The organism is Edaphobacter acidisoli (genome assembly GCF_014642855.1).
Taxonomy (GTDB): domain Bacteria; phylum Acidobacteriota; class Terriglobia; order Terriglobales; family Acidobacteriaceae; genus Edaphobacter; species Edaphobacter acidisoli.
Map to the genome: position 1 here is coordinate 714415 of NZ_BMJB01000001.1, position 22682 is coordinate 737096.

Consider the following 22682-nt stretch of genomic DNA (forward strand, 5'->3'; position numbering starts at 1 on the left):
GGGCGTTTGCTCTTTAAGCCTGCGAACTTTTTCCCGCCTGAAACTACCAAAGCCTTTCTGCATCTATTATTGTGAAGATTGCCCAGCCCCGAACGGGTGCCTCGGGGTCACACGCAACTTTGGAGGAAAAATGGCAGGACAGTATGTCACCGATGTAAACGATGCAAACTTTGAAAAAGATGTTCTCCAGTCGGCAGAGCCCGTACTGGTGGACTTCTGGGCTGCCTGGTGCGGTCCGTGCCGTGCACTGGCGCCCGTGGTGGATGAGGTCGCTTCCCAGTACCACGGCAAGCTGAAGGTCATGAAGATGGACGTTGACGCCAATACGGCCACGCCCATGCGCTATGGCATTCGCGGTATTCCTGCATTGTTGCTGTTCAAGGGTGGCAAGGTCGCCGAGCAGATCGTCGGGTACGTCCCCAAGGACACCATCGACAAATCGGTGATCAAGGTCCTGGCTTAGGATTCTGAAGCAAAAGATGCGACCGCGGATTCACGCGGAGAACACGGATCAATCCAATAAAAAATCCGTGTCATCCGCGCAAATCCGCGGTCTTCTTTGTGTCTGCTGCGTCTTCGGCTGGCGCGGGTGAATAGCCGTTACACTTGTCAGTAATGCTCGAGTGGGTGTTCTTCCGCGTGATGATGGTGGCCTTCTTCATTCTGGCCAACAGCTTCTTTGTCGCCGCGGAGTTCGCCATTGTCAGCGTGCGCGAGACGCGCGTGCAGCAGTGGATCTCGCTGGGGCGGCCCGGCGCGCGCACCGTTCTGCAGCTCAAGCACAACATCGACGACTTTCTGCCCGCGGTCCAGCTTGGCGTCACGCTGGCTGCGCTTGCACTGGGCTGGATTGGCGAGCCTGCGCTGGCCGAAGTCATCCTTCACGCCGGGCAGGGCCTTCTCCAGGCGCTGCCTGCGCACGCAGTTGTCTACGCGCATACGATTGCGGTCATCCTCGCCTTTGCGCTCATCACGTACTTCGAGGTGCTGCTGGGCGAGCTTGTGCCAAAGGCGTTGGCGCTCGAGCGCACGGAGCGCATCGCGCTTGCCGTTGCCGGGCCGATGGACGTCTTCATCCGCATCACGCGGCCTGTGATCGCGTTGATGAACGCCTCGGCCACGCAGGTGCTCAGGCTGTTTCGCGCGCCGCTGCGTGGAGAAGGCGCCGTGCACTCGCCGCAGGAGCTGAAGCTGATCGCGACAGCCACGCGCCGCATGGGGTTGCTGCCGGTCTTTCAGGAAGAAATCATCCACCGCGCTATCGAGCTGAACCACGTCACAGTGCGCGAGATCATGACGCCGCGTGGCAAGATATTCTCGCTGCCTGCCAATCTCTCCATCGAGCAGGCCAGCGCGCGGATTGTCGAGGAGCAGCACTCGCGCGTGCCCGTCTACGATCCGGCGGGCGGGCCGGAGCGCATCATCGGCATCGTCTATTCGAAGGACATCTCGCGGCTGATGCACTTTCGCAGCGTAGCGTTGGCGCTGGGAGGCAAAGGCGAGTCCGGCTTGACACTGCGCCAGGTGATGCGTGCGCTGGTTGTCGTGCCGGAGACGAAGCCCGCGATGGAGCTTCTGCAGGAGTTTCAGGAGACGCGCCGCCACATCGCCATCGTCGTCGATGAGTTCGGTACCACCGTAGGCCTCGTGACGGCGGAGGACGCCATCGAGCAACTGGTTGGCGAGTTAGAGGACGAGTTCGACATCGCGTCCAAGTCGTTGCAGCCGCAGACAGCGGGCGTCATGTCGCTCGACGGCACGACGACCCTGCGCGATCTCGACACGCAGCTCCACTGGGGATTTCCACGGGAGAGTGGAGCCGAGACGCTGGCAGGATTTCTGCTGGCGCAGCTTGGACATATCCCGGAAGTGGGCGAGGTTGTCGAATATGGAAGCCGCCGCTTCACCGTGGCCGAGATGGCGGGCCGCCGCATTGCACGCGTCAACGTGGAGACACTGCCTTCTGCTTCACCATCCGTGCCTACGCCAGCCGGAAGCAGGGAAGCGAGCGCATGAGCACACTGCAAACCATGCCAGTGTATCCACTGAGACGGCGCAAGTGGTTCCATCTCTGGTCGCCTCTGCGCCGCGTTTTGCTAACGCTGCCCGTGGTGTGGATTGTGGTGACGATTGTCTTTCTGCTGATTCACATCGTGCCCGGCGACCCCATCGTACAGATGCTCGGCGAGGGCGCAACGGCATCGAACGTTGCCGCACTGCGCCATGCGTATGGCTTCGATGCGCCGCTGCACACGCAGTACATACGCTACTGGAGTGGGCTGATCCATGGCGACATGGGCCAGTCGCTGCGCCTGCATGATTCGGTAACGCACCTTGTCCTGCAACGCTATCCCTACACGTTGGCCCTGACGCTAACTGCGCTCCTGCTTGGCATTGGCTTCTCCGTGCCTGCGGGCGTCTGGTCCGCCGTGCACCTGAACCGCTGGCAGGACCGCACCGCGGGCGTGCTCTCGCTGGTAGGGCTGTCGTTTCCTAATTTTGCACTGGGGCCGATTCTGATTTTGATCTTCTCAATTCAGTTTGGCTGGACGCCGGTTTCGGGAGCGGGCGATGGCACCGCCACAAGCTTTCTCGCGCATCTAATCTTACCGGCCATCACACTTGGGCTGGGGCTCTCGGCAATCCTGACACGCATGGTTCGCACTGCCATGCTGGAGGAGCTGAGCCAGGATTACATTCGCACGGCACGTGCCAAAGGGCTGCCCGAAAGACAGGTTGTTTACCGCCACGCACTGCGAAATGCGCTGATTCCTATTTTGACCATCATCGGTCTTCAGTTTGGCAGCCTGCTTGCAGGAGCTATTGTGACGGAAACTATCTTTAGTTGGCCGGGAATCGGGAGATTGACCTTGTCCGCCATCTCAAACCGCGATTATGCTTTAGTACAAGGCTGCATCCTCGCGGTTGGTCTGACGTACGTTCTGATCAACCTGCTGACCGACGTGGCTTACACGATAGCTAATCCGCGGATTTCCAGCCAATAGGCAATCGAAGGACACTATGAGATCCCTACGACTTGTCCGAGCTTTTGTACCTGCTGTCTTGATGTGCTCTCTGCCCTGTGTTGCGCTTGCCGCAACGGTCGAAACCCAGACCGGACCGCACCGGTCTGAGACACCTGCCACGACTACGACCAGCAGTCCCGTGCAGAACAACCCCTTTACCGGCGCTCTGTCGACCCTCGAGATGCGCGCGCAGGCAACCGTGCCCGACCCCACAACGCCGCCCTCGCGCGAGTTTCACGACGAGCACTACGGCGTCTCGTTCACAGTTCCGGTAGCGTGGGAGCTGACCCGCAAAGACTCCAGCGTCAGCACCTTCAACCTCGACGCACGCAGCGCGCTGCGCAGCACCAGGATGCGCGCCGTGGCGACGATCGATTTCAACCCGCATCCCACATCCACCTTCAGCGGCGCTCTGTTTTACTTCAGCGTGACGCCGGACATCTCCGCGGCGCAGTGCAGCACGCAGGCGACAAAGCTGTCTCCACGCAGGAACGGCACGGCCACGATTGACGGTGTGACCTTCGAGCATGGCTACGATCAGCACGGTGTCATCTGCACCGAAGCGCGCGATGAGATCTTCACGGCCATGCGCGGCAACGCCTGCTACCGCTTCGATATGGTGATCAACACCTACTGCGGCGGCGATGTGAGCGGCGTGCGCGACATCACGCCCGACGAGCTGAACTCGGTCCGCAACCGCATGAAGGCGATTCTGGATTCGGTGCGCTTCGACGCAGACCGCGCCTCACGCTAACTCCTGAAGCTCACGCTCGAATGCTTCGAGCACCTGGTCGCGGCCAAGGTGCTCGACAGCATACGCGCGCGCATTGGCGCCGAGTCTCTGCCTGAGCGCAGCGTTTTCGACGAGCAGGGCCACCGCGGCGTGAAGCGCAGCGCTGTCTTCAGCAGGAACCACGAGCCCGCAGGCCTCATCCGGGCCGCTGCCTTCGACAACATGCGCGACCTGCGTTCCCGCATCAGCCGTGGCGATAACAGGCCGGCCGCTCGAAAGCATTCCGGTCAGCTTCGACGGCATCACCAGGTCCGCCGCCCCGGCGCGCTGTGGCAGCAAGTGGATGTCCGCCGCATTCAAGAGATCGTTCAGCCGCTCGAAGGGCTGAAGCGGCAGCAGGGTCACGTTCGGGCGGCCGGCGACGAGCCCCTCCAGCTGCGGGCGAAACGCCCCATCGCCGCAGAAGACGAAGTGGACGCGCGGGTCCGGCTCAAGCGACCGCGCCAGCGGCGCCAGCAGCTCCAGCCCCTGTTTGGCCCCCATATTGCCCGAGTAGAGGAGAACTATTTTTCCCTCCAACCCCAGTTCACGGAGAAAAACATTGCCTATACTCGGGTCCTGTGGGAAGACAGCATCCACATCCACCCAGTTTGGAAACAGCCGTATACGGTCGCCGGGGACGCCTTTGCTGGCGGCGCGCTCGATCATCTTCGCCGAGATGCTCGACACACGCGAGAAGCCCAGCGTAAACGCCCGCTCCAGCCCGAGAGCCAGGTCATGCGTGAAGCCTTTGGCCGGAAGCAGTCCCAGGTCGAAGGCTGCATCGACCTCAAAGTCCTGCACATGGAGCCATGAGGCCGCACCCGTCGCCGTCGCCGCCGCAAGCGCCAGCGGTGCGCAGAAGAACGTGGGCTCGACCGTGAAGACCACCTCCGGCTTCCAGAAGAGCTGTCGCAGCATCGCAGGCAGGCTGGCCAAAAGAAACGACGCCAGGTGCGCCACGCGCTTCACCCCGGTTGGCTTCGCGGGAACATACAGCGGCGCGCGAAATACCGTTGGCGCGCCCGGCTCGCGCTCCACACGATAAGGCCGCGCGCGGTAGTCCTCACGCACGCTCCACGCTGGATAGTACGGCGGCGCGGCGACCACGCGCACCTCGTGTCCGCGCGCAGCCAGCCACGCGGCCATCTCGCCTGTATATTTTCCGATGCCCGTCAGCTCGGGCGCATAGTTCAAGCCGTAGATGAGGATTCGCACTTACCTGAGTGTAATGGAGCCGGGCTTGCGCTCCCGCCGCTCCGCACTGCATTCTGGGTACGGATGAGCGACACCCTTCAGGTTGGAATCGCCCAGCGCGTGCGGCAGCAGCCGCTGGCCGCGTTTGGGCTCGTGCTGCTGGTGATCTTCATCACCTGCGCACTCTTTGCGCCGTGGCTGGCGCCGTACGACCCGGCACAGCTCAACCTGACCAGCCGCCTGATGTCGCCCTCACCCGCGCACTGGTTCGGCACCGACGCGCTTGGCCGCGACATCCTCTCACGCACCATCTACGGCGCACGCATCTCACTGATCGTCTCGGTCAGCGTCGTCGGCCTGTCGCTCGCCATCGGGCTCGTCGCAGGAGGCATCGCAGGCTTCTACGGTGGCTGGATCGACACGGTGATGAACATCTATGTCACGAATGCATTTATGTCGCTGCCGGGAATCCTGCTCGCGATTGCCTTCGTCGCCTTCATGGGGCCGGGGTTGGGCAACGTCATCCTCGCGCTCGCGATCTCGGGCTGGGTAGGCTACGCGCGTCTGGTGCGCGCGCAGGTGATGGCGGTGAAGGAGCGCGAGTTCGTCGAGGCCGCACGCGCGCTCGGTGCGAGCGACCTGCGCATCATGTGTCGGCACGTGCTGCCGAACATCCTTCAGCCGCTCATCGTGCAGGGAGCCATCGGCATGGCTGGTGCCGTGCTGGCCGAGGCAACGCTCAGCTTCCTCGGCCTGGGCGTGCCACCGCCCGCCGCAAGCTGGGGCTCGATGCTCAACGACGCGCGCGCGCATCTCTTCGACGCACCGCACCTGGTCTTCTTTCCTGCCGTGGCGGTCATGCTGACGGTGCTCAGCTTCAACTTCATCGGCGACGCGCTGCGCGACCTGATGGACCCGCGCACGCGCCTGACTGCGGGGCTCTGACCATGAAGATCGGCGTTATCTCCGACACACACGGCCTGTTGCGCCCGCAGGCACTCGCGGCGCTCGCAGGCGTCGAGCATATTCTCCACGCCGGAGACGTGGGCGACATCGAGATTCTCGATCAGCTTCGCCGCATCGCGCCGGTGACTGCGATTCGTGGCAACGTCGATATCCACGGCCCATGCGCGGAGCTGCCCGCAACGGATTTCGTCGAACTGGCCGGAAAGATCTTCTATCTCGTCCACTCGGTCCACGATCTCGACATCAATCCCGCCGTCGCTGAAGTAGCGGCCGTAGTCAGCGGCCACTCACACCGTCCGTCGATCGAAGAGCGCAACGGCGTCCTCTACGTGAACCCCGGCAGCGCAGGCCCTCGGCGGTTCAACCTGCCGGTGACGGTTGCGCTCGTCGAGATCGCGGAAGAGATAGAAGCGCGCATCGTGCCTCTGGCCATTGTCTGAGCGCATGTTCCGAAACGGGAAAGCATTCCATACGCACAACGCATCTTTCGTTGACCCGCTATCTGCCGCTTCCTAACATGGGGAAGCAAATTACGGGTAAGCGAAAGGGACACGTGCACGGAATCATCTTTTCGGAACTACGCAAGTACGTCGAAGCAAAGACAGGAAACAAAGGCTGGGACGCGCTCACGGCCAGGGCCGGTCTCGGCATGAAGCTCTACACGCCGTTTGGAGCCTACCCTGACGCAGAGGTCGTGGCGCTGGTTACAGCAGCGTCCGAGGTCACTGGCCTTCCCGCCAACACAATCCTCGAGGACTTCGGCGAATTTATCGCGCCGTCGCTCCTGTCGATGTATGGACACCTGCTCGATCCAAAGTGGAAGACGCTCGACGTGCTCGAGCATGTTGAGAACACCGTACACACGGTGGTGCGTGTCAAAAATCAGGGTGCCGCGCCGCCTCAGCTGAAGATCGCACGCACCAGCCCGAGCGAGGCGGTGCTGAAGTACGACTCTCCGCGCAAACTATGCGCCGTCGCGAAGGGAATCGCCAAAGGCGTGGGCAAACACTTCAAGGAGAATCTCTTCATCACAGAGACGCAGTGCATGCACCGCGGCGCGCCGCACTGCACCATCCACTTCCGCACCTGAACAGAAGCGAAGTCATCGCAATTGGAGACGAGCACATCGCGCTGCGATAATGAAGAGGTGCAATCCCTTCCCACACTTCAGGAGCGTCTCGACCAGATTACGCAGAACACGCGCAGACTCGTCCAGCCTGAGCGCCTCGCCATCACCGAGCAGGCCGCCGCTGACCTGTTCCACACCGGCATCGAAGACCGCATCCTCAGGACCGGTGCCCAGGTCCCTGCGTTTACGCTCGAAGACGCGCGCACCGGCAGGCCCATTAGCTCCGCCGATCTGCTCTCCGTAGGCCCGCTCATCGTCAACTTCTTTCGCGGCCGCTGGTGCCCGTACTGCGTGACGGAGCTGGAGACCTGGCGCGATCTTTACCCAGAGGTTCGCAAGCGGGGCGCGCTGCTGGTGGCTATCTCGCCCCAGACCACACGGCAGAATAACTTCGCCATCGAACAGCACGGGCTGCCATTTCCTCTGGTGGCTGACCCCGGCGCGAAGGTTGCCGAAGCATTTGGGCTCGCGTATACCGTCCCCGAGGAGCAGCGCCGCTACTTCCAGTCGATCCTCGTCAACATCCCGTTTAACAATGCCGGCCTGAACTACCGCAACGCCACTGAGGAGAGCTGGCGCCTGCCACTGCCCGGCGTATTCGTCATCGCGCAGGACGGAAAGATTCTCTTCAGCGAAGCCCACGCCGACTTCCGCGTCCGCCCCGAGCCAGCCGACGTGCTGGCGGTTCTGGACAAGCGATAGGGCGGGGAATCGGACGCAAAGAAGCCGGGCGTATGGCCCGGCCCCGATGATGTTTGTGGCTCTAGCGTCTACTGTGGAGCGCTCGGCTGAGGAATGTCCATTCCAGCCGCCGGGATGACCGGATCGATGGCAGACGTGTCTTCAAGCGCGGGCAGCTTGCCCTCGAAGGCGATCTCAAGCACCTGGTCCATCTCCTCGACAAAGTGCAGCTTCATCGCGGTCTTCAGCAGCTCCGGCAGCTCGGCGAGGTCCTTGCGGTTGTCTTCAGGCAGGATCGCCTCGAAGATGCCTGCACGATGCGCCGCCAGCAGCTTCTCCTTCAGGCCGCCGATGGGGAGCACCTTGCCGCGCAGCGTAATCTCGCCCGTCATGGCAATATCGCGCCGCACCTTGATCTTCGTCAACGCACTGGCCAGCGCCGTCGCCAGCGTGATGCCAGCCGATGGGCCGTCCTTCGGGATCGCGCCCTCGGGCACATGGACGTGGATATCCACGTTGCGGTAGAAGTCCTTCGCCAGGCCAAGTTGCGCCGCGCGCGAGCGCACATAGCTGAGCGCCGCCTGCGCTGACTCCTGCATGACCTCACCGAGCTGGCCGGTTGTGGTCAGCTTGCCCTTGCCGTCGAGCACCTGCACCTCGGTCTGGAGGATGGTGCCGCCCATCTCGGTCCACGCAAGGCCGGTCACGAGGCCAACTTCGCTCTTCTCATGCACCTGCGAGTCGCGGAACTTGGCCACACCCAGCAGGTCGGAGAGATTCTCCGCGGTGACAACCTCTTTGTGATCGAGACCATTCTTCACCACGCGCCGCGCAACCTTGCGGCACACATTGCCGATCTCGCGTTCAAGATTTCTGACGCCAGCCTCGCGCGTGTACGCGCGAATAATCTGCTTCAGCGCCTCGTCCTCGAAGACAAGCTGGTCTTCGGTCAGGCCCGTTGCATCGCGCTGCTTCTTGATCAGATACTGCTTGGCGATCTCAAGCTTTTCGAGCTCCGTGTAGCCATGCAGCCGCAGAATCTCCATGCGGTCCTGCAACGGGCCCGGAATCGTATGGAGCACGTTCGCCGTCGCGACAAACAGCACCTGCGAGAGGTCATACTCAACGTCAAGATAGTGGTCCTGGAACGAAGAGTTCTGCTCCGGGTCCAGCACTTCGAGCAGCGCGCTCGCCGGGTCGCCGCGGAAGTCCGAAGCCATCTTGTCGACTTCATCCAGCATGAAGACCGGGTTCTTCGTGCCCGCCTTCTTCATCGACTGGATAATCTGCCCCGGCAGCGCGCCGATGTACGTGCGCCGATGCCCGCGAATCTCAGCCTCATCGCGCACACCGCCCAGCGACATGCGAACGAACTTGCGCCCTGTGGCCTTCGCGATCGACATGCCCAGCGAGGTCTTGCCCACGCCCGGAGGTCCAACGAAGCAGAGAATCGAACCCTTGGGGTTCTTCACCAACTGCCGTACGGCAAGAAACTCAAGGATGCGCTCCTTAATCTTTTCCAGTCCATAGTGGTCTTCGTTCAAAATCTGCTCGGCATGATCGATCGAGCGGATCTCCTTCGAACGCTTCTTCCACGGCACCGCCAGCAGCCAGTCCAGATAGTTGCGCGAGACGGTCGATTCAGCCGACATCGGCGGCATCGCTTCAAGCTTCTTCAGCTCCTGCGTGGCCTTGTCCTGCACGTCCTTCGGCATGCCCGCCGCTTCAATCTTCTTCTTCAGCTCATCGAACTCGGACTTCTCGCCGCGGCCCAGCTCCTTCTGGATGGCCTTGATCTTTTCGTTGAGGTAATACTCTTTCTGCGCCTTCTCCATCTGCCGCTTCACGCGCGACTGGATGGTACGGTCCATGTTCAACTTTTCGATAGCCACGTCGAGTACGTCGGCCACCTTCGCCAGCCGCGCCTCAGGGTCGAAGACCTCGAGCAACTGCTGCTTCTCTTCGATGGAAAGCTGAAGATTGGCGGCGATGGTGTCAGCCAGCTTCGAGGGCTCGTCCGCGCGCACGCCTGCGGCCATGGTCTCGTAGTTGAGCGACTGCTGCAGCTTCACATACTGCTCGAAGAGCGAATGGACGCGCTGCGTCAACTGCTCCACCTGCGGCGTCGGATCGAGCTGCGTCTTACCGGTACGTACGGTTGCGACGAAGAAGCCGTCGGTGTCGTTCACCTCAGTCGAACGCGCCCGTTCAATACCTTCAACCAGCACTTTGATATTGCCGTCCGGCATCTTCACGCTCTGGACGATGTTGCCGATCGTGCCGGTCTCATAGATATCTTCCGCCGTTGGTTCATCGACCGAGGCGTCGTGCTGCGTGGCGAGAAAGATCTTGCGGTCGCCCGAGAGCGCCTCTTCCAGCGCGCGCACACTGGACTCGCGGCCCACGACGAACGGCGTCATCATGTGGGGAAAGATGACCATGTCGCGGATGGGCATCATGGGGAGCTTGCGGACTTCACCGTCCAACGGGTTTTTGCTTTGGTTTGCCATCACTCTCCAGAATTAGACGTAACTACGCGGTGAACGATGCACAGCTGCCGGCTTCAGGTGATTGTAATGCTTCGCGCGCCTGCGGATGTCCCACGAAAGTGCACCTTCGTGCATGTGCTGGGATCGCCCTACGCTGTCAGCAACTTGCGTGCCATCACCAAGGGGAAGAGAGCGGTTTAGCCCGCTTTTTCCAGAAGCAGCGGCAGCGTCAGGCTGTGCTTCTTCACCATCTCCGCAGTGATCGTCAGCTCCTTGACCTTCTTGTTGCCGGGAACGTAGTACATCAGGTCCAGCATCAGCTCTTCGAGAATCATGCGTAGCCCGCGCGCGCCAACCTTGCGCTCAAGCGCCTCGCGTGCGATCTCTCGCGCGGCCTCTTCGGTGAAGATCACCTTCACGCCTTCGTAGTCGAACAGGCGTGTGTACTGCTTCAGAATCGCATTCCGCGGCTTGGTCAGAATTTCGATCAGCGCCGCCTCGTCCAGCTCATCGAGAATGCCCAGAACCGGTAGACGTCCGACAAACTCAGGAATCAGTCCGTACTTCAGCAGGTCTTGCGGCTCAGCCTGGCGCAGCAACTCGGCGTCGCGTTGAGCGCGAATCGGAGTGACTTCGCCATCCTTGGCTTCCTGCTCGGCAATCGCCTTGAAACCCAGCGCCTTCTTACCCACACGCCGCGCGATCACCTTTTCGAGGCCGACAAATGCGCCGCCACAGATAAAGAGGATGTTCGTCGTATCAACAGCGGTGAACTCTTGGTGAGGATGTTTGCGTCCGCCCTGCGGAGGAACGTTTGCCACCGTACCCTCAAGCAGCTTCAAAAGCGCCTGCTGCACGCCTTCGCCCGAAACGTCGCGCGTGATGGACGGGTTCTCGTCCTTGCGGCCGATCTTGTCGATCTCGTCGATATAGATGATGCCGCTCTGCGCGCGCTGCACATCGCCATCAGCGGCCTGCAGCAGCTTCAAAATAATGTTCTCGACATCCTCGCCAACATAGCCAGCTTCGGTCAGCGTAGTTGCATCCACGATGGCGAACGGTACATCGAGCATCTTCGCCATGGTCTGCGCCAGCAGCGTCTTGCCCGACCCCGTCGGCCCCACCAGCAGGATGTTCGATTTCGAAAGCTCCACATCGTTCGCGCGTGTCTTATTCATCTGGATGCGCTTGTAGTGGTTGTAGACCGCGACGGCCAGTTTCTTCTTCGTCTGTTCCTGCCCGATCACGTACTCGTCGAGAAACGCCTTCACTTCCTGCGGCTTAGGCAGGTGAGCGGGCGCCGCGCCAGGCTGCGTCTCCGTGCGGTCATCTTCGAGGATCGAGTTGCACACCGCGACGCACTCATCGCAGATGTAGGCACGCGGATAGTCCGAAGGCGAAGAGATCAGCTTCGCAACGGCATCCTGGGATTTGTGGCAGAAAGAACAGCGAAGTGATTCGTCTGTGCCCCGTGGTGTTTTCATACGTGCAGCAACTCCTGTCCGAACAGCGGGCCTTCCTCAACAAAGTTTACACCTGTTTTACTCAGCGGCGTGGCGCCATGGGTGACCAACGCTATACATCGAAATGGTCATAAAATTGCCACGAGACAGTGGCGCAGCTTGTTGGCGCAAGGGAAGCGATAAGTGATGACTAAATATCTGTATGGCCGATAGCGCAGGTTTTTGGTAGAAAGTTGTTGGCAATTATTACATTTGACAGGGAGGCTCATGCAAGTTCGAGCAACAGTATCAGCGAGTGAGATGCAGGAAGCTGCGCGACTTTCACGCCCGCGACGTTTTTGGCTGCGGTTCTTTGCGGCAAATTGGTACGCAACTGCGCTATGTGTTATTGCACTTGGAGCAGGTATCAACGCACTTATTCATCACGAGCAGGTGAAGTGGGATGTTATGGGAATGCTTCTTGCCATAGGTGGCGGCTTCATTGGTTTCTCATGGTATCGATGGAACGCTGCTTTGGCGAAAGCTGCTCAAAACGCAAGTGCCCGTTCGGGAACGCTCTCCCTGGATGCGGACGGAGTCAGAACTCAACTTGCCAGTGGAACATCAACATTCCTTCCGTGGTCAACCTATAGCAAATGGACCGAGGGAACGAGTGTGTTTTTGTTGACCGGAAATGATGGCGCAACGGTTGTCCCAATTGATGACGGGAACCGCGATGCCATTCGATCCCTATTGACGAGCAATATTAGCTGAAGTGACGGGGCTAGTGGATGCGTTACAAGCCCCGTCTTAGCTTACGTGCGTGGCCGGTCGATGATGTCGTCGATGATGCCGTACTCCTTGGCCTGCGCCGCAGTCATGATGAAGTCGCGGTCCGTGTCGCGCTCGATGCGTTCCAGCGTCTGGCCGGTGTGTTTGGCCTGGATGCGGTTCATCACCTCGCGCAGGCGAAGAATCTCGCGCGCCTGGATGTCGATCTCCGTCGCCTGGCCGCTGATGCCGCCGCCCATCACGAGCGGCTGGTGGATCAGGATGCGCGAGTTGGGCAGGGCAAACCGTTTGCCCTGTTTGCCCGCCATCAGCAGAAACGCTCCCATGCTGGCAGCCTGGCCGATGCAGAACGTTACCACATCGTTCTTGATGTACTGCATCGTGTCGTAGATTGCCATGCCCGCCGTGATCGAGCCGCCGGGCGAGTTGATATAGAGCTGAATGTCCTTCTCCGGGTCCTCGCCGCTCAGAAACAGCATCTGCGCAATGATGACATTGGCAATGTTGTCGTCAATCGGCGTTCCCAGGAAGATGATGTTGTCGCGCAGCAGACGGCTGTAGATGTCGTAGGCGCGTTCGCCCCGGCTCGTCTGCTCGATAACCATCGGTACCAGTCCCATAGCACTCTCTCTCTTTGTGTTGGTGCAGTCTGATGATTGAAAGCCCCGCTGCTATGAGGCCAGCTTCTCGTAAAGCACGTTGCCCGTCTTCTCGCGGCGAATCTGCTCACGCATCCGCTCCAGTGTGCCTTCCTTCTGCATCCGTTCACGCAGCGCATCGAGCGGCTCACGCGACTGGATCGAGTACATCAGCAGCTCGCGCTCCATCTCATCGTCCGAGACAGTCACGTTCTCGGCCTCCGCGATGCGATCCAAAATCATCGAAGCCTTCACTTCGTTGATCGCCTGATCTCGCTGAGCAGCGCGCAGACGTCCGAAGTCGAGCTTGCGCATCTCCTCTGCGGTCATGCCCTGCTGCGCCAGCGCGCGCAGTCCGCGGTCCAGCCGCGCCTCGATCTGCTGCTGCACAAACGCCTCAGGAACAGGGAACTGGTAGCGCGCAATCAGCCCATCGAGCATCTTGTCCTTCGCGCCGGTCTCAAGCGAGCGCTTCTTGCGGTCCTGCGCATACTCGCGCAGCTTCGTCTCGAAGTCGCCCCAGTTCTCATAGTTGCCAAGCTGCTTGGCAAACTCATCGTCGCGCTCCGGGTAGGTCTTGCGCTTGATGCCCTTGATGGTCACGTCGTAGCTGACAGTCTGACCCGCCAGGCGCCGATCGCCGAACTCCGCCGGATAGTCCACTTCAAACTTCAGCTCCTGCCCCGGCTTTGCTCCGCGCAGGCTCTCGTTGAAGGCAGGCAGCGTATTCTTGCCGCCAATCTCAACCAGCACATCTTCGCCGGTGATGGGCTCGGTCTTCGAAGCATTCTCGACGCCATCTTCCGTCACGGTCTGGGCCAGGTCGCGCACCTCGCCGGTGAACTGGATCTCCGCCCAGTCGCCATCGACCAGCGCGCGGTCTTCCTCGACCGGCTCAACCGTCGCATGGCCATCGAGCACGCGATCCAGCTCGGAGGCAAACTCATCGTCGGTCAACGCAACCTCAGGCTTCGTCACCGTGACGCTCTCATAGCCTGCGATATCGAACTCCGGCGCAACCTCAAACGCAGCTTTGAACTTGAGCGGCTGCCCATCGGCAAGCTGCAGATCGAGCAACTGCGGCTCCGAGATCGGGCGCAGCTTCCGCTCATCGATCGCATTGCGGAAGCGCTCCGACACCAGGCCCTCCAGCACCTCCTGCCGAATGTCCTTGGCGAACTTCGAGCGGACCAGCGACTCCGGCACCTTGCCCGCGCGGAAGCCGGGAATGCGGGCCAGCTTCTGATAGCGCTTCACGACGCGTTGGAACGCCTTGGAAACCTCATCGGCGCCGGCTTCCACTTCAATCTCGCGGGCCAGTTCGGGGTTCAGGGCAGGAGCATGGTGATGCTCATGCTCGTGGTCATGGTCGTGGGTGTGCTCGTGCGTGTGTGCCGCTTCAGGCTGCTGCTCGGCAGTCTCGTTTGTGTCTGTCATCTCAGTTGGGGTCAAAACCTTGCCTTCCAATAGCGTTTGTCTATGCCAAACCGCTGCTCCAATCGAGTGCAGCGGACGGTCTACGCCTCTCTATTACTCTACGGGTCTTCGTTGTGGAGGGTCAAACCAGACGCAGAGCTAAAACTGTCCGCTTCCCGCCGCTACCAGCGGAAAGATCTCAAGCCGTATCTTCCATTGCACCGACTGGCCTGGTTCCAGCACAGCCATCCCCGTGTCCTCATCCTTGCCCCACTCCCCGCCGAAGGGGTCGTCATAGTTCATAGCGGGGTCAATTACAACGTAGGTAGCTTTCGCCGGCGAGTAGACATGCACTGCTTTGATGGACGAGGTCACTGCCGTAATCCGCAGCCCAAACCCGCTCACCGTGTCGCGCAGCTCAATGGTCGGCCCGTTGTCGAGCAGGCCCGGCTTGAGATGCACGAACGTGTCATCCAGAGAGAGTGTTCCCAGCGGCGCGCCTTCCGGCTTGGTGAAATCATACGCAGTGCCGTCCGCCGACAGAAGCTTTCCGCTTGGCAATCTGGTCCGCGCATTTTCTTCCACACGCATACTGTTCGGCAGCTTCAGCATAGCCTTCTCGCGGTTGCCGCTCACGATTTGAAACTTCGGATGCCAACCAAGCCCGATCGGCTCCGCTTCGTTGCCAACATTGCGCGCCGTGATGTTGATCTCAATCGACCGTCCGCCCAGCTGCACCATCGTGGTCACGTCGGTCTTCGACAGCCATTGCCCATCGAACGAATCGGCGTGGAACCGCGCCGTCGAAGCGCCGCCGTCCGGCATAACTGTTGCGTGCACTTCGCTTGATGCCACCGGTAGCAACAACCCTCCGAAAGAAGCGGCAGAGTGTCCCGGTTGATTGTCATCATTCGGCAGCACAAGCCTGTGACCGTGCCACGACGTCGTCACACTCGCCCCGTTCTCTGAAGCTGCGCCTGAAATCTGTCCGTCCCACGGGGCTTCGATTGCCGCGCCCAGCGTCATTCCGGCTCCGGGCTTGTCCGGATCGTCCAGCAGCTTTGCCGCCTCGTCCAGCGGAGGCGAAGCCAGCAGGTCAACTTCTCCACGGTCTGGAAGATAGGCTTTGATCTGAAGAACACTCATCCCGCGGCCCGGCAGCAGCGTGGCCGACGTGAACTCCGGCCCCGCATCTCCCGGCAGTGGCGAGCGCTGCAACACCACGACATCCTGTCCGCCAGGCCGTATGGCCTGCGGTTCTGGTGCGGACGGAACGCCCCGTATCTCTGCCTTCAGCCGTGCGAAGTGTCCCTTCCTGTGTTCGTGCCAGCCCACAGCCAGGCCAACCACCACCAGAATCACCACAACAATCGTCAGAATTCCCGAACGCACCGCGCCCTGCCACACGCGGTCGCGCCAGCTCGCCAGGCCCTTCCGCAACAGGTTCGTATACATTCTGCTTAATCTTGGATCTTCCAACGCCTCACCCGATCAATCTTTGCAATCGATTCATTCTACGCAGTCAGCAAAAGCCTTGTCCCTGCAACCGAATCTTCTAAGATGCCACTATCATGGGATCAGTGGCACCCTCCAAAGTACAAAAGACAGCCAGCGTTCTGAAGCAGCTTGACGAAGCCATCGTCAACTGCGAACTCTGCCCGCGTCTGCGCGAATACTGCCAGCGCATCGCCCAAACCAAACGCCGCGCCTACCAGGATCAAACCTACTGGGGGCGCCCCGTTCCTGGTTTTGGCGACCTTCATCCCCGAATCCTCGTCCTCGGCCTCGCACCCGGAGCGCACGGCGCCAACCGCACCGGCCGCATGTTCACCGGCGACGGCTCCGGATACTTCATGTATCCCGTTCTCTATGACGCAGGATTGGCCAATCAGCCTACAGCCGTCAGCCGTGACGACGGCCTTAAACTGCATCACACGCGTATTCTCTCCATCGTCCGTTGCGCGCCACCGGCGGACAAGCCCACGCCTGCAGAGATACGCAACTGTGCCCCGTATCTGGCACGCGAAATCGACGCGCTGCCCACCGTCCGCGTCGTTCTTTGTCTTGGAAAGATTGCCTTCGACAGCTATCTCTCGTACCTGCATCGTGCCGGCGTCATCTCCCGCAAGTCGGAGTACAAATTTGCCCACGCCGCCGAATACGCGCTGCCCAACGGCGTCCAGCTCCTCGCCTCGTATCATCCGTCCCTGCGCAACACCAACACCGGCCGTTTGGACCGCACCATGTTTCTGAGCATCTTCATGCGGGCAAGGGAACTGGCTGGTCTCGACGCCTGAGCATCGCTCTTTTCCGACACAGCCCACGAGGCAACCACAGCCGGGCCAAAGATCATCGCACCAAATCCAACCATCACCAGAATGTCTGTCACGCGGGAACCTCAACGCCCACTCTAGCGTGACGCCAACCCTTTGGATGGCATTCCTTGCACCAGAACAGCCTTCGACATTACTCACGGTGGTTCACATTCGGAGCCAACCACCTATCCCGCAGGCGAATCCAACACAACAGAAGGAGATAACACAAGCATGAGCGCAAAAAACTACTGGCTTGCATTTGGCATCGGAGTGAGCACCGGAGCAGCGCTCGCGCTTCTCTATGCTCCGCAGTCCGGTGTCAGGACGCGCAGACGTTTGCGCAAGAGCGTCAACAACGCCGGCGACTATCTCCTGGACGCTGGAGATTACCTGAAATCCCAGGCAGAACATTTCGCCGAAGAAGCCCAGAAAGCCATCAAACATACAAAGAAACAGGTGGACTCTGTGGTCGACAAGACCGGCGATCTCGTCGCCGATACGGTGAAGTCTGCACGAATGATCATCTGAGCCAAAAGTTCTCTCAGAAAGCGAACATCCCGGCCATAGCGCCGGGATGTTCGTCTTTCCAATTGCTTTTCTGTTTTACACCGCGGTCAACGCAAACCCCGACACCTTCTCCTCGCCATCGGACGAGATCGGCCGATAGAACAAGGCGTTGTTGTCGAGATACACCTCCAGGAACGCAGGCCGCTGCGTGATGCCGCCGGCGATCAGCGCCTCCGACAGCGGATCTTCGACGTACTTCTGCAACGCCCTCCGCAGAGGCCGCGCGCCATACGTCCTGTCCGATGCCGTCTTCTCGATGATCCACCGCTTCGCATCGTCGGTCACCGAGATCGTGATCGACTTGTGCACCAGGTTCGTGTTCAACTGCTGCACCAGCAGCTCGAGAATCTGCATCAGGTCCTGGTCCGAAAGCGACGTGAAGATGATGATCTCGTCCAGACGGTTCAGGAACTCCGGGTTGAAGGTGCGCTTCACCTCGCCCCGCACCAGCTCCTCCATCTTGTCGAGCACCATGTCTTCCTTCTCGCTCTGGAAGCCCAGTCCCTGCCGCTTCTGCAGGTGCTTGGCCCCGATGTTCGAGGTCATGATGATGATCGTGTTCTTGTAATCGACCGTGTTGCCGAGCCCATCGGTCAACTGTCCGTCTTCAAACACCTGCAGCAGCAGGTTGAAGACATCCGGATGCGCCTTCTCGATCTCGTCCAGCAGCACCACGCAGTACGGATTGCGCTTCACGCGCTCCGTAAGCTGACCGCCCTCTTCGTAGCCCACATATCCCGGAGGCGAGCCAATCAGCTTCGACACCGAATGCTTCTCCATGAACTCCGACATATCGAACCGGATCAGCGACTTCTCCGAGCCGAACAGGAACTGCGCCAGCGTGCGCGCCATCTCCGTCTTGCCCACGCCCGTCGGCCCCAGGAACAGGAAGCTGCCAATCGGCCGCGCCGGGCTCTTCAACCCTGCACGCGAACGCCGAATCGCGCGCGCCAGCGCCGAGATCGCCTTGTCCTGCGAGATCACGCGCTTGTGCAGCTCTTCCTCGACGCGCAGCAGCCGCTGCGTCTCTTCTTCCTTCAGAGACGTAATCGGCACGCCGGTCCAGCGGCTTACCACGTCCTCGATGTCCTCGCGCGTCACAATGCCCGCCGAAGAATCATCGAGATGATACTTGTCCCGCAGCGCGCGCAGGTTCTCGCGCTCCTTGCGCTCCTCGTCCGAGTAGAACCGCGCCTTCTCGAACTCGTGGTTCGCAATCGCGTTCTCCATGCGGTGCACGATGAACTTGATGCGCTTCTGCACCTCGGTGATCTCTTCCGGCATCGAGGTCTGGCGCAGCTTCACGCGCGCCCCCGCCTCGTCGATCAGGTCGATGGCCTTGTCCGGAAGAAAACGATCAGGAATGTAGCGGCTCGAGTGCGCCACCGAGAAGCCAATCGCGTCGTCCGTATAGCTGACGGCGTGGAACTTCTCATACTTCTCCTTGATCCCCATAATGATCTTGACCGCGTCTTCTTCCGAAGGCGGCGGCACCTTCACAGCCTGGAAACGCCGCTCCAGCGATCGGTCCTTCTCGATCGACTTGCGATACTCCGCCGGAGTCGTCGCGCCGATGCACTGAATCTCGCCGCGGCTCAACGCAGGCTTCAGAATATTCGCGGCATCAAGCGAGCCTTCCGCCGAACCAGCACCCACCAGCGTGTGCAGCTCATCGATGAACACGATAGCGTTCTGGTTCTCCATCAGCTCTTTCATGATGGTCTTCAGCCGCTCTTCAAACTGTCCGCGATACTTCGTTCCCGCAACGATCAGCGACAGGTCCAGCGCCAGCACCCGCTTGTCCGCGAGAAAGCTCGGCACCTCGCCGTCGGCGATCTTCTGCGCCAGCCCTTCGACGATGGCCGTTTTGCCAACGCCCGGCTCGCCAATCAGCACAGGATTGTTCTTCGTCCTGCGGCACAGAATCTGAATCACGCGGTCCACTTCTGCATCCCGTCCCACCAGCGGATCAAGCTGCTGGTCCATGGCAGACTGCGTAAGGTCCCGTGAGAACTCCGACAGCATACTCTGCTCACCGCGCTGAGCCTTGCTACTCTGTGACGTCGGGGCCTTCTCCTGCGTTGTCCGCTGCAGCTCCTCGCGGATTGCAGGCAGCCTCAACCCGCGCTCCTGCAGAATCTCCGCCGCGAAGCACTTCTCCTCGCGCAGCAGCCCCAGCAGCAGATGCTCCGTTCCAATATGTTTATGCGAAAGCCGCTCAGCTTCTTCCGCGGCATACGCCAGCACGCGCTTGCACTCATTCGAGAGCGGCAGATCGACCGAAGTCGAAACCTTCTCCCGAATCGTGGTATGTCCTTCAATCTGCTTTCGAATCGATTCCACCGACGCATGCGAACGCAAAAAGCGGTTCGTCAGCGCCTTGTCCTCCCGCAGTAGCCCCAGCAACAGGTGCTCCGTCTCGATATACGGCGAACCAAACTGGCTCGCTTCATATCGGGCGAAGAAGATCACCCGCCGCGCCTTCTCCGTATAGCGTTCGAACATGTTCCCCCTTCAAGCCCCAGCCACCTCGCAGCCCGAAGGCCGCCTGGCGCCGTCGTACCTTACCGTCTCCGTGCCGCGTGCTCTCGAAGACCCATCAGGCTGCTCCAAATGCCGAAGCAACCTGTACTTCTCCCTCTAGTCTAGTCTTCAACACAATCCCCGAGAAAATCCCTCGAAAGTTATGCATACCCTAGCATCTTTTTAGATGAAGCCTGTGCAAAAAAAGCACCAAACCTGATGCAGCTCTTCGGTAACTACTCCCGCGCCTCGGTCAGCCGCCCACCGCGGAGCCGCAGCATCCGGCCGCATCGCCCTGCAAATTCAAGGCTATGGGTCACAATCACGCTGGTCAGCCCGTGCGCCTCATGCAGCCGCTGAATCAGCGAAAACACCGCCTCCGCCGTCTTTGCATCCAGGTCGCCCGTCGGCTCGTCCGCCAGCAGAATCCCCGGCTCCGTCACCAGCGCCCGCGCCAGCGACACCCGCTGCTGCTCGCCTCCGCTCAGCTCACCCGACCGATGCTCCGCCCGCCCAGCCAGCCCCACCTCATCCAGCCACGTCCGAGCCCGTTCCAGCGCCGAAGTCCGACCCATCCCCCGAGCCAGCAAAGGCATAGCCACATTCTCCGCCGCCGTAAACTCCGGCAGCAGATAGTGAAACTGCCACACATACCCCACATCACGATTACGAAAATCAGCCGCCTGCTTCAGCGTCAGCCTGCTGACACATAGGTCCCGGCACCAAACCTCGCCCGCCGTAGGTTTGTCGAGTGCAGCCAGCAGATGCAGCAGGGAACTCTTGCCCGCGCCACTCTCACCGACGATCGCAACCATCTCCCCGGCATGAATCTCCAGATCAAGCCCACGAAACAGCTCCAGCGCCGCGCCACCAGCCTTGTCGGAGACAGCCGCATAAGCCTTCGTCAACCCGACAGCGCGCAACACCACCGTCTCGCCGGCAGCCGACAGCGGCTCGAGCGAACCTTCGTACTTCACCTGATCACTCATAGAATCTCGTCTTTTTCTTTACGCATGTTCGCAGCCTGTAAATCCTTATTTTCTGCTCGACAAGTAAACCATGAGCAAGGCGCTCATCAACTGCAACGTGATAACGGCGACAGCAAGGATCCAGATAACAAATGGCGGCTTAAGAATGATTTGTTTGAATGAAAGGCGATTAGCTTCTGCAGAGCGTCCGAAACGGGAACTTGCTAAGTATGCGAACGCAAAGGAAGCAGCAGCAGCGAATACTATGCCGCTGCTTCTTACGAATCCGAAAGGGATTGGTGCAAGCAGCGTCGCACTGTAGAGCATCGGCAACATGCAAATCTCACATAGAAAAGCTCCCCACTTGACCAATCTATGTTTGACCACGCTCTGTGCTGGAAAAGCATCACTCATACCGCAAAGCCTCCGCGGGCAGCACCTTCGCCGCGCTCCTGCTCGGATAAATCGTAGCCAGCAGACTCACCCCAAGCGACACCGCCCCCACCAGCACCGCATGCCACAGCTTCGGCGCAAACGGCAGATAGTCGATCGAGTACACCTGCGCGTCCAGATGAATAAACCGATAGTGCCCGCCCATCCAGCTCAGTGCGTAGCCCGCGATCAGCCCAATCACAGTACCGATCACGCTGATGAGCAAGCCCTGCATCAGGAAAATCCGCCGCACCTGCTCCGCGCGCACGCCGAAGCTCATCATCACGGCAATGTCCTTGGTCTTCTCCATCACCATCATGGTCAGGGCAATCAGAATATTCAGCGCGGCGACCGCCACAATCAGCGCCAGCACGATGAACGTCACCACCTGCTCCAGCTTCAGCGCGCGAAACAGCTCGCGATTGTCCTGCATCCAGTTCGTCGTCTGAAACCCCGGCCCGGCCATCGCCTCAATCACGCGGCTAATCCTGTCCGCGTTGTACAGATCATCCACCTTGAAGCTGATGACCGAGATCAAATCCGGCTCCGAGAACAGACTCTGCGCATCCGTCAGCCGCGCAAACGCATAGCTCGAGTCGTACTGATAGAACCCCGACTTGAATATCCCCACGACCTGAAACGTCCTGTACTTCGGCACCAGCCCCAGCGGCGTCAACTCGCCTTGCGGACTCGTCACCAGCACCGAATCCCCCACCTGCGCCCCAAGCGTCTCCGCCAGGTCACTACCAATCACAATCGGAGGAATCGCCCGAGACCCGCTGACCTGACTCGCTGACTCGCTGACTTGCTGACCTGCTGACTCGCTGTTCTCCGGCTCCAACTCCGCAGCCGACCCCACCTTCACCGACTGCAACAAATCACTCACCGTCTCCTCATCCTTCGGGATAACACCCTTAATCAGAGCCCCGCCACTGCGCACCCCACGCGACACCAGCACCTGCCCATACAGCCCCGGAGCCGCAGCCGTCACATGCGGCACATGCCGCAGCTTCTCGAGCAAAGGCCGCCAGTCCCGAATGCCATCTCCCGCCACGCGCATCAGGCTCACATGCGCGGTCGACCCAATCAGCCGCGATTGCAAATCGCGCTCCATCCCATTCGTAATCGCCAGCGCAATAATCAGCGAAGCCACGCCCGCAGCCACACCAATCACGCTGATCAGCGTAATGACGCCGACCACAGCCTGCCGCCGCTTCGCCCGCAGATACCGCGCCGCAATGAAAAGCTCAAATCGCATCGAATTCCCAGCTTACTACCCTTGGCATCGACGTAACGCAGCGGCACTGTCGCTTGCATTTCCATTCCGCA

At 60.4% G+C, this 22682-nt stretch carries 20 protein-coding genes and 1 pseudogene; 11 read left to right on the forward strand and 10 right to left on the reverse strand.

Annotation, left to right across the window (positions count from 1 at the left end; all coding sequences use genetic code 11):
* Positions 1 to 130 precede the first annotated feature (130 nt).
* The 4 genes from trxA to IEX36_RS02895 all read left to right on the forward strand — a co-directional run bounded on the left by trxA (position 131) and on the right by IEX36_RS02895 (position 3780).
* Positions 131 to 463 (forward strand): thioredoxin, encoded by a 333-nt coding sequence (gene trxA, locus IEX36_RS02880; protein WP_188757819.1) that lies wholly within the window; start codon positions 131 to 133, stop codon positions 461 to 463.
* Between the two features lie 152 nt (positions 464 to 615).
* Complete coding sequence (locus tag IEX36_RS02885) at positions 616 to 2016, forward strand: hemolysin family protein (protein WP_188759778.1); 1401 nt, start codon at positions 616 to 618, stop codon at positions 2014 to 2016.
* 14 nt (positions 2017 to 2030) lie between these two features.
* Positions 2031 to 3005 carry an ABC transporter permease gene (locus IEX36_RS02890; protein WP_188759779.1) on the forward strand — a complete coding sequence of 325 codons (975 nt, stop codon included), beginning with the start codon at positions 2031 to 2033 and terminating at the stop codon, positions 3003 to 3005.
* Positions 3006 to 3021: 16 nt separating this feature from the next.
* On the forward strand, positions 3022 to 3780 hold the full coding sequence (locus IEX36_RS02895) for a hypothetical protein (RefSeq protein WP_229668671.1): 759 nt from the start codon (positions 3022 to 3024) through the stop codon (positions 3778 to 3780).
* Here IEX36_RS02895 and IEX36_RS02900 read toward each other — a convergent pair.
* Positions 3772 to 5016 carry a glycosyltransferase WbuB gene (locus IEX36_RS02900; RefSeq protein ID WP_188757821.1) on the reverse strand — a complete coding sequence of 415 codons (1245 nt, stop codon included), beginning with the start codon at positions 5014 to 5016 and terminating at the stop codon, positions 3772 to 3774. The two genes, IEX36_RS02895 and IEX36_RS02900, sit on opposite strands and share 9 nt — an antisense overlap.
* Positions 5017 to 5079: 63 nt before the next feature.
* Here IEX36_RS02900 and IEX36_RS02905 point away from each other — a divergent pair, with 63 nt between their 5' ends.
* The 4 genes from IEX36_RS02905 (at position 5080) to IEX36_RS02920 (ending at position 7792) form a co-directional block, all read left to right on the forward strand.
* Positions 5080 to 5940 (forward strand): ABC transporter permease, encoded by an 861-nt coding sequence (locus IEX36_RS02905; RefSeq protein WP_188757822.1) that lies wholly within the window; start codon positions 5080 to 5082, stop codon positions 5938 to 5940.
* A gap of 2 nt (positions 5941 to 5942) precedes the next feature.
* Positions 5943 to 6401, forward strand: coding sequence for a metallophosphoesterase family protein (locus IEX36_RS02910; protein ID WP_188757823.1), 459 nt, complete (start codon positions 5943 to 5945; stop codon positions 6399 to 6401).
* Between the two features lie 113 nt (positions 6402 to 6514).
* A complete protein-coding gene (locus tag IEX36_RS02915; protein WP_188757824.1) occupies positions 6515 to 7051 on the forward strand; it encodes a heme NO-binding domain-containing protein in 537 nt (178 codons plus the stop codon).
* Between the two features lie 57 nt (positions 7052 to 7108).
* Positions 7109 to 7792, forward strand: coding sequence for a peroxiredoxin-like family protein (locus IEX36_RS02920; RefSeq protein ID WP_188757825.1), 684 nt, complete (start codon positions 7109 to 7111; stop codon positions 7790 to 7792).
* Positions 7793 to 7860: 68 nt separating this feature from the next.
* Here the strand turns inward: IEX36_RS02920 and lon are convergent, their stop codons facing one another.
* Positions 7861 to 10281: an endopeptidase La gene (gene lon, locus IEX36_RS02925; protein ID WP_188757826.1), complete on the reverse strand. Its 2421-nt coding sequence runs from the start codon at positions 10279 to 10281 to the stop codon at positions 7861 to 7863.
* 176 nt (positions 10282 to 10457) lie between these two features.
* The gene (gene clpX, locus IEX36_RS02930) at positions 10458 to 11744 is read right to left on the reverse strand and encodes an ATP-dependent Clp protease ATP-binding subunit ClpX (RefSeq protein ID WP_188757827.1); all 1287 of its coding nucleotides are present in this window, start codon (positions 11742 to 11744) and stop codon (positions 10458 to 10460) included.
* 246 nt (positions 11745 to 11990) lie between these two features.
* Between clpX and IEX36_RS02935 the strand changes: the two genes are divergently transcribed.
* Complete coding sequence (locus IEX36_RS02935) at positions 11991 to 12476, forward strand: YcxB family protein (RefSeq protein ID WP_188757828.1); 486 nt, start codon at positions 11991 to 11993, stop codon at positions 12474 to 12476.
* A gap of 41 nt (positions 12477 to 12517) precedes the next feature.
* Here the strand turns inward: IEX36_RS02935 and clpP are convergent.
* From clpP to IEX36_RS02950, 3 genes and pseudogenes are all read right to left on the reverse strand, one after another.
* Positions 12518 to 13120, reverse strand: a pseudogene (gene clpP, locus IEX36_RS02940) (ATP-dependent Clp endopeptidase proteolytic subunit ClpP); the annotation flags it as partial.
* Between the two features lie 45 nt (positions 13121 to 13165).
* Positions 13166 to 14569, reverse strand: a complete 1404-nt coding sequence (gene tig, locus IEX36_RS02945) for a trigger factor (RefSeq protein WP_188757830.1) — start codon at positions 14567 to 14569, stop codon at positions 13166 to 13168.
* A 138-nt stretch (positions 14570 to 14707) separates the two neighbouring features.
* Positions 14708 to 16003: an aldose epimerase family protein gene (locus tag IEX36_RS02950; protein WP_188757831.1), complete on the reverse strand. Its 1296-nt coding sequence runs from the start codon at positions 16001 to 16003 to the stop codon at positions 14708 to 14710.
* A 116-nt stretch (positions 16004 to 16119) separates the two neighbouring features.
* Between IEX36_RS02950 and IEX36_RS02955 the strand changes: the two genes are divergently transcribed.
* The gene (locus tag IEX36_RS02955; RefSeq protein WP_188757832.1) at positions 16120 to 16845 is read left to right on the forward strand and encodes a uracil-DNA glycosylase; all 726 of its coding nucleotides are present in this window, start codon (positions 16120 to 16122) and stop codon (positions 16843 to 16845) included.
* A gap of 249 nt (positions 16846 to 17094) precedes the next feature.
* Positions 17095 to 17391: a YtxH domain-containing protein gene (locus IEX36_RS02960; RefSeq protein ID WP_188757833.1), complete on the forward strand. Its 297-nt coding sequence runs from the start codon at positions 17095 to 17097 to the stop codon at positions 17389 to 17391.
* 75 nt (positions 17392 to 17466) lie between these two features.
* Here the strand turns inward: IEX36_RS02960 and IEX36_RS02965 are convergent, their stop codons facing one another.
* From IEX36_RS02965 to IEX36_RS02980, 4 genes are all read right to left on the reverse strand, one after another.
* Complete coding sequence (locus IEX36_RS02965) at positions 17467 to 19935, reverse strand: ATP-dependent Clp protease ATP-binding subunit (protein ID WP_188757834.1); 2469 nt, start codon at positions 19933 to 19935, stop codon at positions 17467 to 17469.
* A gap of 254 nt (positions 19936 to 20189) precedes the next feature.
* Positions 20190 to 20942 (reverse strand): ABC transporter ATP-binding protein, encoded by a 753-nt coding sequence (locus tag IEX36_RS02970; RefSeq protein ID WP_188757835.1) that lies wholly within the window; start codon positions 20940 to 20942, stop codon positions 20190 to 20192.
* Between the two features lie 45 nt (positions 20943 to 20987).
* Positions 20988 to 21335, reverse strand: a complete 348-nt coding sequence (locus tag IEX36_RS02975) for a hypothetical protein (protein ID WP_188757836.1) — start codon at positions 21333 to 21335, stop codon at positions 20988 to 20990.
* Complete coding sequence (locus IEX36_RS02980; RefSeq protein WP_188757837.1) at positions 21328 to 22611, reverse strand: FtsX-like permease family protein; 1284 nt, start codon at positions 22609 to 22611, stop codon at positions 21328 to 21330. The genes IEX36_RS02975 and IEX36_RS02980 overlap by 8 nt, the downstream gene beginning before the upstream one ends.
* Positions 22612 to 22682 lie beyond the last annotated feature (71 nt).

Bases quoted from the DNA above. Each gene is read 5' to 3' on its own strand.
- IEX36_RS02960 (WP_188757833.1), top strand. From the start codon at position 17,095: ATGAGCGCAAAAAACTACTGGCTTGCATTTGGCATCGGAGTGAGCACC.
- trxA (WP_188757819.1), top strand. From the start codon at position 131: ATGGCAGGACAGTATGTCACCGATGTAAACGATGCAAACTTTGAAAAA.
- tig (WP_188757830.1), bottom strand. From the start codon at position 14,569: ATGACAGACACAAACGAGACTGCCGAGCAGCAGCCTGAAGCGGCACAC.
- IEX36_RS02905 (WP_188757822.1), top strand. From the start codon at position 5,080: ATGAGCGACACCCTTCAGGTTGGAATCGCCCAGCGCGTGCGGCAGCAG.
- IEX36_RS02935 (WP_188757828.1), top strand. From the start codon at position 11,991: ATGCAAGTTCGAGCAACAGTATCAGCGAGTGAGATGCAGGAAGCTGCG.
- IEX36_RS02910 (WP_188757823.1), top strand. From the start codon at position 5,943: ATGAAGATCGGCGTTATCTCCGACACACACGGCCTGTTGCGCCCGCAG.
- IEX36_RS02965 (WP_188757834.1), bottom strand. From the start codon at position 19,935: ATGTTCGAACGCTATACGGAGAAGGCGCGGCGGGTGATCTTCTTCGCC.
- clpX (WP_188757827.1), bottom strand. From the start codon at position 11,744: ATGAAAACACCACGGGGCACAGACGAATCACTTCGCTGTTCTTTCTGC.
- IEX36_RS02890 (WP_188759779.1), top strand. From the start codon at position 2,031: ATGCCAGTGTATCCACTGAGACGGCGCAAGTGGTTCCATCTCTGGTCG.
- IEX36_RS02950 (WP_188757831.1), bottom strand. From the start codon at position 16,003: ATGTATACGAACCTGTTGCGGAAGGGCCTGGCGAGCTGGCGCGACCGC.
- IEX36_RS02955 (WP_188757832.1), top strand. From the start codon at position 16,120: ATGGGATCAGTGGCACCCTCCAAAGTACAAAAGACAGCCAGCGTTCTG.
- IEX36_RS02895 (WP_229668671.1), top strand. From the start codon at position 3,022: ATGAGATCCCTACGACTTGTCCGAGCTTTTGTACCTGCTGTCTTGATG.
- lon (WP_188757826.1), bottom strand. From the start codon at position 10,281: ATGGCAAACCAAAGCAAAAACCCGTTGGACGGTGAAGTCCGCAAGCTC.
- IEX36_RS02980 (WP_188757837.1), bottom strand. From the start codon at position 22,611: ATGCGATTTGAGCTTTTCATTGCGGCGCGGTATCTGCGGGCGAAGCGG.
- IEX36_RS02975 (WP_188757836.1), bottom strand. From the start codon at position 21,335: ATGAGTGATGCTTTTCCAGCACAGAGCGTGGTCAAACATAGATTGGTC.
- IEX36_RS02970 (WP_188757835.1), bottom strand. From the start codon at position 20,942: ATGAGTGATCAGGTGAAGTACGAAGGTTCGCTCGAGCCGCTGTCGGCT.
- IEX36_RS02885 (WP_188759778.1), top strand. From the start codon at position 616: ATGCTCGAGTGGGTGTTCTTCCGCGTGATGATGGTGGCCTTCTTCATT.